11 protein-coding genes are annotated in these 14,344 nt (G+C 66.9%); 6 read left to right on the top strand and 5 right to left on the bottom strand.

What is annotated here, in order from left to right; genetic code table 11:
* The first annotated feature begins 90 nt into the window (after positions 1–90).
* The 3 genes from AC5P6H_RS01815 to AC5P6H_RS01805 are packed head-to-tail and all read left to right on the top strand — an operon-like array spanning position 91 to position 3,861.
* Positions 91–1,908 (top strand): sensor histidine kinase, encoded by a 1,818-nt coding sequence (locus AC5P6H_RS01815; RefSeq protein WP_046432554.1) that lies wholly within the window; start codon positions 91–93, stop codon positions 1,906–1,908.
* Positions 1,905–2,345: a response regulator gene (locus tag AC5P6H_RS01810; RefSeq protein ID WP_005411057.1), complete on the top strand. Its 441-nt coding sequence runs from the start codon at positions 1,905–1,907 to the stop codon at positions 2,343–2,345. The genes AC5P6H_RS01815 and AC5P6H_RS01810 overlap by 4 nt, the downstream gene beginning before the upstream one ends.
* Before the next feature lie 4 nt (positions 2,346–2,349).
* Positions 2,350–3,861 (top strand): ATP-binding response regulator, encoded by a 1,512-nt coding sequence (locus tag AC5P6H_RS01805; protein ID WP_046432552.1) that lies wholly within the window; start codon positions 2,350–2,352, stop codon positions 3,859–3,861.
* Between the two features lie 75 nt (positions 3,862–3,936).
* Here the strand turns inward: AC5P6H_RS01805 and AC5P6H_RS01800 are convergent, their stop codons facing one another.
* Complete coding sequence (locus tag AC5P6H_RS01800) at positions 3,937–4,680, bottom strand: proteasome-type protease (RefSeq protein WP_046432549.1); 744 nt, start codon at positions 4,678–4,680, stop codon at positions 3,937–3,939.
* Between the two features lie 89 nt (positions 4,681–4,769).
* Between AC5P6H_RS01800 and folK the strand changes: the two genes are divergently transcribed.
* Positions 4,770–5,255 (top strand): 2-amino-4-hydroxy-6-hydroxymethyldihydropteridine diphosphokinase, encoded by a 486-nt coding sequence (gene folK, locus AC5P6H_RS01795; protein WP_014648428.1) that lies wholly within the window; start codon positions 4,770–4,772, stop codon positions 5,253–5,255.
* Between the two features lie 65 nt (positions 5,256–5,320).
* Here the strand turns inward: folK and AC5P6H_RS01790 are convergent, their stop codons facing one another.
* Positions 5,321–6,058 carry a pteridine reductase gene (locus tag AC5P6H_RS01790; RefSeq protein WP_014648427.1) on the bottom strand — a complete coding sequence of 246 codons (738 nt, stop codon included), beginning with the start codon at positions 6,056–6,058 and terminating at the stop codon, positions 5,321–5,323.
* Between the two features lie 59 nt (positions 6,059–6,117).
* Between AC5P6H_RS01790 and AC5P6H_RS01785 the strand changes: the two genes are divergently transcribed.
* Both AC5P6H_RS01785 and AC5P6H_RS01780 read left to right on the top strand, forming a co-directional pair.
* Positions 6,118–7,302 (top strand): class I SAM-dependent methyltransferase, encoded by a 1,185-nt coding sequence (locus tag AC5P6H_RS01785; RefSeq protein WP_495202271.1) that lies wholly within the window; start codon positions 6,118–6,120, stop codon positions 7,300–7,302.
* Complete coding sequence (locus tag AC5P6H_RS01780) at positions 7,299–7,691, top strand: VanZ family protein (protein ID WP_495202270.1); 393 nt, start codon at positions 7,299–7,301, stop codon at positions 7,689–7,691. The genes AC5P6H_RS01785 and AC5P6H_RS01780 overlap by 4 nt, the downstream gene beginning before the upstream one ends.
* 117 nt (positions 7,692–7,808) lie before the next feature.
* Here AC5P6H_RS01780 and AC5P6H_RS01775 read toward each other — a convergent pair whose 3' ends face one another.
* The 3 genes from AC5P6H_RS01775 to AC5P6H_RS01765 all read right to left on the bottom strand — a co-directional run bounded on the left by AC5P6H_RS01775 (position 7,809) and on the right by AC5P6H_RS01765 (position 14,104).
* Positions 7,809–10,166, bottom strand: coding sequence for a beta-N-acetylhexosaminidase (locus AC5P6H_RS01775; protein WP_495202269.1), 2,358 nt, complete (start codon positions 10,164–10,166; stop codon positions 7,809–7,811).
* Between the two features lie 111 nt (positions 10,167–10,277).
* A complete protein-coding gene (locus AC5P6H_RS01770; RefSeq protein WP_032960229.1) occupies positions 10,278–12,941 on the bottom strand; it encodes a TonB-dependent receptor in 2,664 nt (887 codons plus the stop codon).
* 143 nt (positions 12,942–13,084) lie between these two features.
* Complete coding sequence (locus tag AC5P6H_RS01765) at positions 13,085–14,104, bottom strand: glucokinase family protein (RefSeq protein WP_401734249.1); 1,020 nt, start codon at positions 14,102–14,104, stop codon at positions 13,085–13,087.
* Positions 14,105–14,344 lie beyond the last annotated feature (240 nt).

Raw genomic sequence — 14,344 nt, 5'->3', positions numbered from 1 at the left:
CAGAGTTGTGACCGCCTGCGCTATATTGCCGGTTCCGCCGCAGCCGGGCTCGTCCCGGGTCCCGCTCCGCGGCCGTGCTGACGAGGAACTATGGCGCTGGTTTTCAGTGACGACATCTGGGACCGCTGGCGGTTGCCGGCCCTGGCGCTGGCGGCTGCCGCGATCATCGTGGTGCCGTGGTTGACCCTGCGCAAACTGCAGCAGGACAGCGAAGAGGCGATGGCCTGGGTCAACCACACCCAGTCCGTTGGTGTGGCGCTGCAACAGCTGCAGGCCGATGTGCGCGACGTCGAATCCGCCGCCCTGACCCTGTCCAAGGGCGTGGATGCGCCCGGCCTGCGCGAGCGGATGGCCAAGGCCAACGAGATCCCCGGGCGCCTGGCCGAACTGGGCCGGATGACGCGTGACAATCCCGATCAGCTGATCCGCATTGGTCGGATCGAATCGATGCTCGAAGGCCGCATGGCGCTTGCCCGCGAGCTGGCCCGGTCCGAACCGAACTCCGACCAGCGTGAGCTGGTGCAGGACCTGAGCACGCGTTATCCGATCCGTGGCCTGGTGGAGGAGCTGCAGGCCAGCGAGCAGAATCTGCTGGCACTGCGCGCCCAGCAGGCCGCGCGCCAGCGCAAGCAGACCGAACTGGTGTCGTGGAGTTCGCTGGCGATCCAGCTGGCCCTGCTCGGCCTGGTGCTGTGGCTGCTGCAGCGGCAGATCGGCCGCCGCCTGCATGCGGAACGGCAATCGCTGCGCTCGGCCGCACGCGCGGCGTCGGTGCTGCAGACCGTGCGCGAACCGATCGTGCTGCTCGACCGCGACCTGCGCGTGCAGCTGCACAACCCGGCGTTCGCCGAACTGTATGACCTGCAGGACGAGCGCGCCGATGGCCTGCTGCTGGAAAACATCGGCGACGGCGCCTGGCGGGATCCGGTGGTGCGCCAGCGCCTGGCCGATGTGCTGTCGCGTGGCCGCGAACTGTGGGACTTCGAGCATGAGCAGCGTACCGCCGATGGCATGGTGCGCTACATGCTGCTCAACGCACGGCGCATGCCGCTGCCCGACACCGATGACGAAGTGGTGCTGCTGACCATCAGCGACGTCACCATGCAGCGCGCAGTGCAGCTGCGCGTGGAGGAGCTGAACCGCCAGCTGGAGGGCAAGGTCGCGCAGGTGTCCGAGGTCAACCGCGAGCTGGAAGCCTTCAGCTACTCGGTTTCGCATGACCTGCGTGCGCCGCTTCGCCACGTGGCCGGATTCTCCGACAAGCTGTCGCGCCACCTCGGCGACGCCGCCGATGACAAGAGCCGGCATTACCTGGAGGTGATCTCCAGTTCGGCCCGGCGCATGGCGGCGCTGATCGACGACCTGCTGGTCTATTCGCGGCTGGGCCGCGCGGCGATGCGCCAGCAGGCGGTGGACATGCAGTCGCTGGTGGCCGATACCCGCGCCATGCTCGATGCCAACCTGCAGGCCGAGGCCGAGAACAGCGGCCATGCGCACCACGTGGAGTGGAGCATCGCGCCGCTGCCGATCGTGGTGGGCGACGAGAACATGATCCGCCAGGTCTGGCTGAACCTGCTCGGCAACGCGGTGAAGTACTCGGGCAACCGCGAGCCGGCGAAGATTCGCGTGGACTACCAGCCGCAGCCCGATGGCGGCCATCAGTTCACGGTCAGCGACAATGGTGCAGGCTTTGACATGGCCTACGCCGGCAAGCTGTTTGGTGTATTCCAGCGCCTGCACAAGGCCAGCGACTACCCGGGTACCGGCATCGGCCTGGCCAGCGTGCGCCGCGTGCTGACCCGCCATGGCGGCCGTATCTGGGCCGAGGCCGAACCGGACGTCGGCGCCACCTTCCACTTCTACCTGCCTCCCGCGATCGACGCGGACAAACAAGGGCCTTCTGCATGACCACTCTGCGCACCATTCTTCTCGCCGAAGACAGCCCGGCGGATGCCGAAATGGCGATCGATGCCCTGGAAGAGGCGCGTCTGGCCAATCCCATCGTGCACGTCGAAGACGGCGTGGAAGTGATGGACTACCTGCTGCGCCGCGGCGCCTTCGCCAATCGCGAGGAAGGCCTGCCGGCGGTGCTGCTGCTGGACATCAAGATGCCGCGCATGGATGGCCTGGAAGTGCTTCGGCAGATCCGCGAGCATGAAGAACTCAAGCGCCTGCCGGTGGTGATCCTGTCGTCCTCGCGCGAGGAAAGCGATCTGGCCCGCAGCTGGGACATGGGCGTGAACGCCTACGTGGTCAAGCCGGTGGACGTGGACCAGTTCTTCGGCGCGGTGCAGACCCTGGGCAAGTTCTGGGCGTTGATCAACCAGGCACCGGAACTCGAGTGAACCCATGCCCCTGACCGGTCCCGCCCTGGGGGCGCTGCGCATCCTGCTGGTGGAAGACTCACCAGAGGATGCCGAGCTGATGTCCGAACAGATGCTCGACGCGGGCCTGGACGCCCGCTTCGAGCGTGTCGAGAGCGAGGCGGAACTGCGCCAGGCACTGGCTGCGTTCCAGCCGGACATCGTGCTGTCCGACCTGAGCATGCCGGGGTTCTCCGGTGATGACGCGCTGCGCATCGTGCGCGAGACCTCGCCGGACGTGCCCTTCATCTTCGTCTCCGGCACGATGGGTGAGGAGAACGCGGTGGCGGCGCTGCAGAAGGGCGCCAATGACTACATCATCAAGCACCTGCCGGCGCGCCTGCCGTCGGCGGTGGCGCGTGCGATCCGCGATGCACGCAGCGCGGTGGAGCGTGCACGGGTGGAAACCGAGCTGATGCGCGCGCAGCGCCTGGAAAGCCTGTCGCTGCTTGCTGCCGGCCTCAGCCATGACCTGCGCAACATCCTGCAGCCATTGCTGATCATGCCGGACCTGCTGAAGGCGCGCACCGAGGATCCGCAGCTGCACCACCTGGCCGATGTCATCGCCGAGTGCGGTCGCCGTGGCCATGAGATGGCCGAATCGATGCTGTCGTTCGTGCGCGGTTCGCGCAAGCCGAGCGAGCGCATCGAGATCGATGGCTTGTTCGATGCGGTTGCACTGCTGTTGCGCAGCAACGTGCCCGATGCCGTGCGCCTGGAACTGCAGGTGCAGGACGAAGGCCTGGTGGTCGATGCCAACTACACCGAGCTGCAGCAGGTGATGTTGAACCTGGCGCTCAACGCGATCCAGGCGATGCCCAACGGCGGTCGCCTGAGCCTGACCGCCAGCCATGCCGGCCAGCGCGATGGCGTGGACTGGATGCGGATCTGCGTGGCCGATGAAGGCATCGGCATGGATGCAGACACGCTGTCGCACCTGTTCAATCCGTTCTTCACCACCAAGGCCGACGGCACCGGCCTGGGCCTGATTTCCTGCAAGCGCATCGTCGAAGGTGCCGGCGGCAGCATCCATGTCAGCAGCCAGCCGGGGCAGGGCACCTGCTTCGAACTGCACTTGCCGATGCACGAAGCCAGCGACGGCAGTGAGCCGATCGAGCAGCTGGTGGCCCTGGGCAGTGGCCAGTCGATCCTGGTGGTCGATGGCGAGGCCACGCGCCTGTCGTTGCTCGGCAATGCGCTGTCAAGCCAGGGATATCAGCTGCAGCTGGCCTCCGATGGCCCGGCGGCGCTGCGCTGGATGCAGCAGGAGGCAATGCCGGCGCTGGTGATTGCCGACGCCGGCTCGAAGTTGTTGCCGGCCAGCCAGCTGCTGGGCGAGATGGCCACGCTGGGCTATCGCGGCCCGGCGCTGGTGCTGGAAGACGCAGCGGTGGAGGTGGCGGCCGATGCATTTCCCGCTGGCGTGCAGGTGCACGTGCTGCGCAAGCCGCTGCAGATGCAGCAGGTGTTCCGCGCGGTGTCCGAAGCGCTGGGCTGATGTCGCGGTAGTGCCGGCCGCTGGCCGGCATCCCTGTGTGGTGGGATCAACGCGGTTGCCGACCAGCGGCCGGCACTACCGTCCGTTGGTTTCCCAGGGGAAGCGCGGCAGGGCGTCCACTGCCTGTTCCAGCCGCCGCGACCAGTTCTGGTGGATGTCCGCATACAGCGTGGAATCCGCACCCAGCCGCAGCTGCTGGCCGATGCGCAGTTCGCCGTCGCGCAGCAGCGCCAGGTCGATCGGCAGGCCCACCGACAGGTTGGAACGGATGGTGGAGTCCAACGAGACGATCGCCGTGCGTGCGGCATCCTCCAGGCGCGTGGCCGGGCTGAGGATGCGGTCGAGGATCGGCTTGCCGTACTTGGATTCACCGATCTGCAGGTAGGGCGTCTCCGGCGAGGCGGCGATGGCGTTGCCGAGCGGATAGATCATGTAAAGCCCGGGGCGCTCGCCGGCGATCTGCCCGCCGAAGATCAGCGTGGCCTGGGTATTGACCCCATCGTGGCCATGTTCGCTGTGGTTGGTGTGCACCTGGCTGTCCACCAGCAGCTGGCCGACGTACTCGGCGGCTTCGAACAGGTGGGGCATGTCGCGCAGGTTGGGCACGCGCCGCTCTGCGGCGTCGCGGCCCAGACGCGACACCAGCAGCTGGGTGGTGGCCAGGTTGCCAGCCGCCATCAGCACGTAGGCTGCCTGGCCGGGATACTCGAACACGTGCAGCTTGCGATGCACGCGCACATCGTCCAGCGAGGCATTGGTCCGGGTGTCGGCAGCGAAGACCAGGCCCTCGTCCACCTCGATTCCAACGCAATAGGTCATGTCGGTGCCCTATCATGTGCATCCCGGATTGTAGGCAGGCCGCCGTGACGACGGCATGTCCACGCCCCCATTGCTGCCACCTGAACCGCATGACGACCGTGCTCCTGAGCCTGGGCAGCAATGTCCAGCCCCGCCGCTACCTCCACGCCGCGGTGGCGGCCCTGCGCGAGCGCTTCGGCGCGCTGCAGGTATCGCCGGCCTACCGTACCGCCGCGGTCGGCTTCGATGGCCCGGCCTTCCTCAACAATGCGGTGGCGATCGAGACCGATCTGCCGCTGCAGGAACTGGACGACTGGCTGCACGCGCTGGAAGACGCGCACGGTCGCGACCGCAGCGGGCCGCGCTTCTCCGACCGGACCCTGGACATCGACGTGGTGTTCTATGGCGACCTGGTGCTGGAAGGCCCGGGGCACCTGCGCATCCCGCGGCCGGAGCTGAAGCACGCGTTCGTGCTGAAGCCGCTGGCCGACATCGCGCCGGGCTTCATCGACCCGGTCAGCGGCCAGGACCTGGCCACGCTGTGGCGCGCGCACCCGCAGTTTGGCGAGGCATTCGAGGTGGTGGATCTGGAGTGACGGGGTCAGATCCCTTTTCCCGCCGGGAAAAGGGATCTGACCCCGTTGTGGACCCCGGCAACCTTTCAGCTGACCGTACGCCCGCCGTCCACGCGCAGGGTGTGGCCGGTGACGAAGCTGGCCTCGGCCACCAGCCAGTACACCGCCTCGGCGATCTCCTCGACGGTGCCGATCCGCGCCAAAGGCGTGCGTGCCAGCAGCGCTTCGCGGGCGAAATCATCCTTGCCCTGTTCCGGCCACAGGATCGCACCCGGTGCTACTGCATTGACCCGCACCTTTGGCGCCAGCTCCAGCGCCAGCGCGCGCGTTGCCATCTCCAGCGCGGCCTTGGCCATGGTGTAGGCGATGTGGTCACGCATCGGGTCGGTGCCGTGCAGGTCGGTGAGGTTGACGATGCAGCCCTGCTGGCGGCGCAGGTAGGGCGCTGCCGCCTGTGACAGCAGCAGCGGCGCGCGTGCATTGACCGCATACAGCGCGTCCATCGCCTCGGCGGTGACCTGGCCGAGCGGGGTGGGGAAGAAGTTGGAGGCGTTGTTGACCAGCGCGTCCAGGCGGCCGAAGTGGGTGACGGCCTGTTCGACCAGATCGGCCAGGGCGTCGGCGTCACGCAGGTCGGCCTGCAGGGCCAGCACGCTGCCCGGGCGCACGTTGTCGAAATCGAACGCAGCCTGCTGCAGCTCGGCGCTGGAGGTGTTGGCGTGCAGCACCACCGACCAGCCACAGGCGTGGAACTGGCGGGCGATGGCCGCACCGATCCGGCGCGCGCTGCCGGTGATCAGGACCACGGGGTGGGTATCGCTCATCGAGGGTCCTCCAAGGCTCGGCTATCCTGTGCACCATTGTCACCGCATTCGAAGACGCCATGCAGCCCACCTTCCCCCTGCCCGAAGCCGATGCCCTGGCCCACAGCGACCAGCTGGCCGCTGCCCTGCGCGCCGAAATCCTTGCGCAGGGCGGGGCAATGCCGTTCTCCCGCTTCATGGAGCTGTGCCTGTACACCCCCGGCTGGGGCTATTACAGCGCCGGCGCCAGCAAATTCGGCGGCAGTGGCGACTTCACCACCGCGCCCGAGCTCGGCAGCCTGTTCGCCGGCAGCGTGGCCAACGCGCTGGCGCTGGTGTTCGCCCAGCTGGGTACGCAGGCGCGGATGCTGGAACTGGGCGGTGGTACCGGCGCCTTCGCCGAAGCGGTGCTGCTGCGCCTGGCCGAGCTGGACGCGCTGCCGTCGCGCTACGCCATCCTCGAACCCAGCGCCGACCTGCGCGAGCGCCAGCAACAGCGCCTGCAGCAGAACCTGCCGGCCGAGCTGGCCGCACGCGTGGACTGGGTCGATCGCCCGTTCGAAGAGGACTGGGAGGGCGTGGTGTTTGCCAACGAAGTGATCGACGCGCTGCCGACGCCGCGCTTCCTGATCCGGGATGGCGAGGTCTACGAGGAAACCGTGGAACTGGACGCCGAAGGCAACTTCATCCGTGGTGCGCAGCCGGCCGACATCCTGCTCAACGGTGCGGTGCGCCACATCGAGCGCTACCTGGAGCGCCCCTTCGCCGAGGGCTACCGTTCCGAGGTGCTGCCGCAGCTGCCGTACTGGTTGCAGGCGGTGGCGGGCGGCCTGCAGCGCGGCGCGATGCTGTTCATCGACTACGGTTACAACCGTGGCGAGTTCTACCAGCACGACCGCGATGAGGGCACCGTACGCGCGTTCTACCGCCACCACGTGCACAACGACGTGCACCGATGGCCGGGCCTGCAGGACATCACCGCGTCGGTGGATTTCACCGCGATGGCCGAGGCCGGCATGCACGGCGGTTTCGAGCTGGCGGGCTACTGCAGCCAGGCCAGCTTCCTGCTCGGCAACGGCCTGGACCAGGTGCTGTCGCTGGCCGAGGAGCGCACCGATGAAGTCGGCCGTATCCAGCTGCGCGACCAGGTGAAGAAGCTGACCCTGCCGACCGAGATGGGGGAGCGCTTCCAGGCGATCGGCCTGCAGCGCGGCGTCGACTTCGAGCCCGCCTTCGAGCTGGGTGACCTGAGCTGGCGCCTGTGAACGATGCGCTGCCGCTGATCAAGCCACTGCGGCGGCCGCGGCTGTGGACCGCACTGTGGTTCAGCGCGGTGTTGCTGGTGATCGTGGTCTGCCTGATCCCACCGCCACCGATTCCGTTGCCGGAAAACGGCGACAAGGGTGAGCACTTCCTCGCCTATTTCATCCTGGCTGGCAGCGCGGTACAGCTGTTCCGGCGCGGACGTCCGCTGCTGTGGGTGGGCGTGGGCCTGGTGCTGATGGGGATCGGCATCGAGTTCGCGCAGGGCGCATTGACCGATGACCGTATGGCCGATCCGATGGACGCGCTGGCCAACACGATCGGCGTGCTGGCCGGCCTGGCTACGGCACTGACCCCGCTGCGCGATCTGCTGCTGCGCTGGCGCGGGTAAAGTTCCTGTAGAGCCGAGCCCATGCTCGGCTTCATCCCAAAGGCAGCCGAGCATGGGCTCGGCTCTACAGTAGATCCACGCCATGCGTGGATCGATTGTGCCAGGACAGGCCTGCCGTTACTTCCCCAGCGTGACCTCATCCAGCACCCACATCGCCGGGCGCGTGTCGCCGGTGAAGTTGATGCACAGGTCACCGGTGCCCTGGGAGCCCTTCGGCAGCGTCGCACGCAGCGTCACGAAGCCATCGGCATCCGGCGTGGCCGGCAGCGGCACTTCGGCCAGCACCTTGCCGCTGCAGTCGCCGCGACGCACCAGCATCTCGCCATGCGCACGCTTGGCCTTCTCGAAGCGACGCTTGGGCTCGTCGTGGGCCAGCTGGAAGTAGTACGGAATACGCCCCGCGCGGACTTCCACGCTGCCGATGCCGTCCAGCTGTGCCTGTGGCCAGCGCCAGCATGGCTGGAAGATGTCCACGTTGAACACTGCGCGGTTTCCCTCGCGCGGGCCATCGTCTTCCAGGCGCAGCACCAGCCCCTTCTTGCCTACGCAGCTGAGCAGTTCGTCACTGCCGCGGCTGAGCAGCGATTGCGCACTGAAGTCCGCGACCGTCGGCTTCGCCGCCAGCATCTGGCCCTGGTAGAACGCGGCGGCCTGCACCGTGGTCGGCAGCGTACTGGTCAGCGGCTGCTGGTACAGCGGCGACTGCGCCGTCACCGGCTGGCCATCGGTGCTGTAGCGCACCTCATAGCCCAGCGGGTTGGCCAGCGACACGGTCACCGTGTTGGCGGCGCGGTTGTCGGTGTAGTCCACGCCCACTTCGAACGGGGTCTGCGCGTAGGCCAGGCCCCAGGCGCGGTAGCGTTGCAGCTGCGCGGGCAGGCGCGCGAGGAAATCGCGGAAGTCGCGATGCTCCGGCGTGCTCCAGCCGGTCTCGGCCACCGCGGCCAGGCGCGGGAACAGGTTGTGCTGCAGGCGCGCATAGGTGCGCGTGTGTTCGGTGAACATGTTGGCCTGCAGGCCGAGGATGTGCCCGCGCTTGTCAGCGGCCAGCTCGGCCGGCACGGGCTCGAAGTTGTACAGCTTGCCGAGGTTGACCTGGGCCGGGCGGCCCGGCGGTTCGTTCGGCGAGGCCGTCTGCAGGTAATCCAGATAGAGGTAGCCCACGGGCGACATGACCACGTCATGGCCAGCACTGGCCGCGGCCAGGCCACCTTCGGTGCCCTGCCAGGACATCACCGTGGCCTGCGGCGGCAGCCCGCCTTCAAGGATTTCATCCCAGCCGATCAGGCGCCGGTCGTGCTCCTCCAGGAAGGTCTCCAGGCGCTTGATGATGTGGCTCTGCATGGCCATTTCATCCTTGATGCCCAGCGCACGCATGCGCTGCTGGACCTGCCTGGAGGCTTCCCACTGGTCCTTGACCGCCTCGTCGCCGCCGACGTGCACGTACTTGGCCGGGAACAGTTCGATCACTTCCTCCAGTACGTTCTCGAGGAAGGTGACAGTACTGTCTTCCACGTTGAACAGGTTCGGGAACACGCCCCATTCGCTGATCGGCTTCAGCGGGGTATTGATCGAACCCAGTTCCGGGTATGCGGCAATCGCTGCGGTCGCGTGCCCCGGCACATCGATTTCCGGAATCACCTGGATATGCAGCTTCGCGGCATAGGCAATCACTTCGCGGATCTGGTCCTGCGTGTAGAAGCCGCAATACGGATGCTCCTTGCCAGTGCCCGGATCGGTGCCACCGTCGCCGGCCGGCAGGCGGCAGCTGCCCACTCCGGTCAGCTTCGGATAGCGCTTGATCTCCATGCGCCAACCCTGGTCATCGGTCAGGTGCCAATGGAAGGTGTTGAGCTTGTGCGCGGCCATTGCGTCGAGCACGCGCTTGATCTCGTCCAGGCTCTGGAAATGCCGCGCCGAGTCGAGCATGAAACCGCGCCAGCTGAAGCGTGGCGCGTCCTGGATCTGCACCGCTGGCAGCACGCCGTTGCTGCCGCCGGTGGCGAGCTGGGCGAGGGTGGTTGCGCCGTAGAACAGGCCGGTTTCGTTGCCGGCCTGTACCACTACGCCCTGTGCGGTGCTTTCCAGCGTGTAGCCCTCGCCGCTGTCGCGGAAGGTGGGCACGATCTGGAAGCGGATGCCACCGGTCCTGGCCGCCGCCTTGCCCTTGGCCAGCCCCAGGCGCGGGCCGCCACTGCGCGCCAGCAGGTCGGCGAACTGGCTGGCGACGCGCTGTGCGGCCTCGCCTTCGGCCTGCAGCACGGTATCGGCGCGCACGGTGATGCCGCTGCCCTGGCCAGGCTGCACATTGCTGGGGGCGGGAATCAGCATCAGGCTGCCGGCACGCAGCTGCGGGCCGGGTGCCTCAGCGGCCGGCATGGGGTCGGCGGCAAGTGCCGGCAGTGCCGGCAACAGGGCGAGCAGGCTGCCCAGCAGCACTGCGCTGCGCATCCGGGCGCGGGAAGGCTTGACCATCGGTACGACTCCTTGGAACGGTGCGATGAACGCTATACATGAAAAACGCCGGGCCCGGAATGACCCAGGCCCGGCGTGCGTGCACGACTCGGCGATGTTGCCGCCGCTGGATCAGTACTTGAAGCGGAAGTTGAGGTAGTACTGGCGACCGTTGCTGTAGAACGAGGTCGGGATGGCCGCGGTCTGGTAGTACTTGTAGGTCGGGTTGTTGAGGTTCAGGCCATCCAGGGTGATGCTCAGCCAGTCGGTGGCCTTGTAGCTCAGCGACGCCGACAGCGTGCCGAAGTCATCCTGGTAGTACGGATTGGTGCCCGACAGGCTGATCAGGAACGAGGAACGGCGGGTATAGCTGACGCGGGCGCCAAAGCGCTCGTTCTCGAAGTAGGCACCCACGTTGTAGGTGTTCTTCGAGGTGCCCAGCAGATTGTGCGAGCCGTCCGACCAGGTGTGCGAGGTGGTGCCGTTGGCGTAGGTGTAATTGGCATTGACGCCGAAGTACTCGCCGATCGGCTGTTCGTAGGCCACTTCCACGCCGGTGACCTTGCCGTCGGCATTGATCGGGGTGGAGATCTGGTAGGTCTCAAGCTGGTTGGTCAGTTCGCTGTACAGCTGGCGCGAGACCACGTCGAAGGCGATGTAGTCCTTCAGGTTCATGTGGTACGCGCCCACCGACAGCAGGCCGCGCGGCATGAAGTACCACTCCAGGTTGGCGTCCAGGTTGGTCGACAGGGTCGGCTTGAGGTTCGGATTGCCACCGCCGCCGGTGCGGTTCAGGTCCGAACCGTACGAGGAGGCACCCAGTGCCGAGTAGTCCGGCAGGGTCTGGGTCTGCGAGGCGGCGACGCGCAGCACCAGCGAGTCGTCCAGGTCGAACTTGATGTTGGCGCTGGGCAATACGCGGTTGCGCTTGTTCTGGAAGGCCAGGCGCTCCCACATGCCGAACAGGCTGCTGACATCGGCATCGGCGGCCTTGCTGACGGCGTTGTAGGTGTCGATGTCCTGCTTGATGTTGACGTAGCGCAGGCCGACGTTGCCGCTCCACCAGTCGCCGCGGAAGTTGGCCTGCACGTAGCCGGCGAAGTTCTTTTCCTTCACCTTCCACTCGGCGCCATAGTTGTGGCGACCGGTCGGGCCATCATTGCCGGCCAGCCAGGTGGAGTTGTTGGTCACCGCGTCCTTCAGCGCGCCCGGGGTGAAGTACCAGAGGTTGCGCGGGAAGGTGCCGCCGATGTCACCGGCAAAGCCGCTGGGATAGTTGGCCGTCGCACCGTTCTTCAGCGCGCTCCAGATGTCACCCGGGGTTGCACCTTCCGGCGACAGCGCTTCGCGCTTGTGGTCGGCGAAACGCAGGCCGAAGTCGATCGAGCTCAGCACGCCGCCATCGTTGAAGTACTGGTTGAAATCGAGCGTGGCCCACTTCTCCTTGTCTTCAGCGGTGACCTGCTGGTTGCCCCAGGTGCCGAAGCTGGTCACGCCGTTGGGCGAGATGTCGCCGCCGACGTTCCAGTCGATCGGCGAGCCATTGCCGTGGGTAGCCCAGCTGGCGCCGCCGCCGTTGGCCAGGGTGACCTCGGCGATGTACTGGCGCGGCGTCTCGCCGGTACCCTTGGTGCTGCCGGCCTGGAACTTGGCGGTCAGGCTGTCGCTGATCTGCCAGTCGGCATCGAAGGTGACATAGCTCGACTTGGCCTTCGACTCGCGGTAGATCATGTCGTACACCGCATAGTCGGTGCCGGGCACGCCCTTGTAGTTGGCGTTGGTCAGCACGCCGTCCTTGACCACATAGCCCGGATCCGGCGCCTGCGACTTGGCGAAGCTGTTGCCGAACATCATGAAGTTGCGGTTGTAGTTGTTCGCCTTCAGCTCGGAGCTGAAACCATTGAGGCCGAGGGTGAGGCTGTCGCTCGGCTTGAACTGCAGCGAGACCAGGCCGCCCTTGCGCTCGCGGGTCTGTTCGAACAGGGTCGAACCCAGCAGGCCCGGAACGTTGACGCCGATCAGGTCCGGATTGGTCTTGGCGACCGGATCGTTTGCGCCGATCTTGAAGAAGCCACCCGGGATTTCCTGCGCTTCACGGCGCAGTTCGCGCTTCTGGCTGAAGCCCTGCACCATCACGCCGAAGGTGCCTTCGTCGTTCTTGTAGTTGAACAGCGCCGAATATTGCGGGTCGTTCGACTTGGCCTGGTCCGAGCGCACCAGGCCGATCGAGCCTTCCGCGGTGAACGGCTTGGAGAATTCCAGTGGCTTGCGGGTGATGATGTTGACGGTACCGGTGGTGCCGCCGTCCTGCAGCTTGGCCTGCGAGGACTTGTTCACTTCCACCGAGCTGACCAGTTCGGACGGCAGCAGCGAGTAGCTGACGCTGCGGCCGACGTTGTTGCCCTGGCTGAGCACGAACCAGTCGGCCGAACCGACGGTGTGGCCGTTGATCAGGGTCTGGGTCAGGCTCGGGCTGGTGCCGCGCAGGCTGACACGGTCGGCTTCGTCGAAACCGCCTTCATCGGCGCTGGACGAGCTGATGTTGACGCCCGGCAGGCGCTGCAGGGTGTCGGCGACGTTGTGCGCCGGCAGCTTGCCCACGTCCTCGGCGGTGACCACTTCCACGCGCGCATTGGCTTCGCGCTTGGTGTCCAGCGATTTTTCCATCGAACCACGGATGCCGGTAACGGTCACGGTGTCCAGGTCGGTGGCGGTCGGGGCAGCCTGCTGCGCGTGCGCACTGAAGGCGATGCAGCTGACGATGGCGGCCGAAAGCAGGGTCTTGCGGGTATTCATGATGTCTCTCCTCATCACTCGATTGGATGCCGGCGGCGGTGTTCGATAACGGTTGCGATGACATGCGCGGGGCGGCGGCGAAGTCCCGTGCGTTGGCGTGCCACGTACTGCGTGCTGCGATTGCGTTGAAGCCTGTTGCGGTGTCAGGCGGCCGACTGCTGCTGCAGGTACCAGCTGGCAGCGCCGACCACGCCCAGCTGGCCGTGTTCGACGACCTTCACCGGGATGCGTGCCAGTGCTTCGCCCATCGGCCCCTTCTGCAGGTAGCGTTCGACGAAGGTGCTGGCGTGCAGGTATTCGCGGATCTGCGGCAGGATGCCGCCGGCCAGGTAGACGCCACCGTGGGCACCATAGAACAGGGCCATGTCGCCGATGGTGCTGCCGAGCAGGCCGCAGAACACATCCAGCGCCTGGCGCGCGTGTGCATCGGTATCGGCCATGGCGGCGGCGGTGACCGCATCGGGGCTGGCCAGCGTCGGTGCCTGCCCCTGCAGCGCGCACACCGCGCGGTACAGGTTCATCAGGCCCGGGCCGGAGATCGCATGCTCGATCGACACGTGCGCGCGGTCGCGCTGCATGTGGCGGACGATGGCCATTTCCAGTTCGGTGCTGGCGGCCAGGGTCGGCTGGCCGGCTTCCGTCGGCAGCACCACCGGGCCGTGCGCAGTGGGGATCCACAGCGCGGCGCCGAGGCCGGTGCCGGGACCGACCACCAGGGTCGGGCCACGCGCAGCGGTGTCCGGCCCGCACAGGTGCAGCACGCCACTGGCGTCCACCTGCGCGGCGGCATAGGCCACCGCTTCGAAGTCATTGACGATGTAGACCCGCTGCAGGCCGACATCGGCCTCCACCTGGCGTGCCGACAGCGGCCACGGCAGGTTGGCGGTGATCACCGTGCCGTCCTCGCGGGCGTAGCCGGCGCTGGCGACCACACAATGCGTGGGCCGCGGGCCTTCGCCGAGGAAGTCGGACAGGATCGCGCTGAGGCCGGCATGGTCGGCGTTGCGGTACTTGCGGTATTCCAGCACCTGCACCGGATGGGCGGCATCGCCGCTGGCCTGGACCCGGGCCACGCGCACATGGGTGCCACCGACGTCCGCGGCCAGGAACGAGGGCGCGACGCGGGACAGGACATGCGACGGGGCGGGGTGGCTGGCGGTCACGCGGGCTCCTGCTGCAGGTGGGGCTGGCCCCGGGATCGGGGGCAGCGGTTGGGGCGGAGTCTGTAACCGCGCTGACAACGATGTCAACGAGTTCGTGACACTTTCGTTGCTGCGCCGCAACGAATGCGACAGGCAGTAAACGTTTACATGGCGTGAGTGCGGGTTCACGTGGGAACCGTTGCTGCATGGGGCTCTAGGGCTGGCGCGCATTCAGCGCGTAGCACCGCAATCGACTTGCGC

The sequence above is a fragment of the Stenotrophomonas sp. YJH_SMC_110 genome (genome assembly GCF_059369255.1).
Note: the sequence above shows the minus strand (reverse complement) of the source record. Positions and strands in the feature narration are given on the sequence as shown.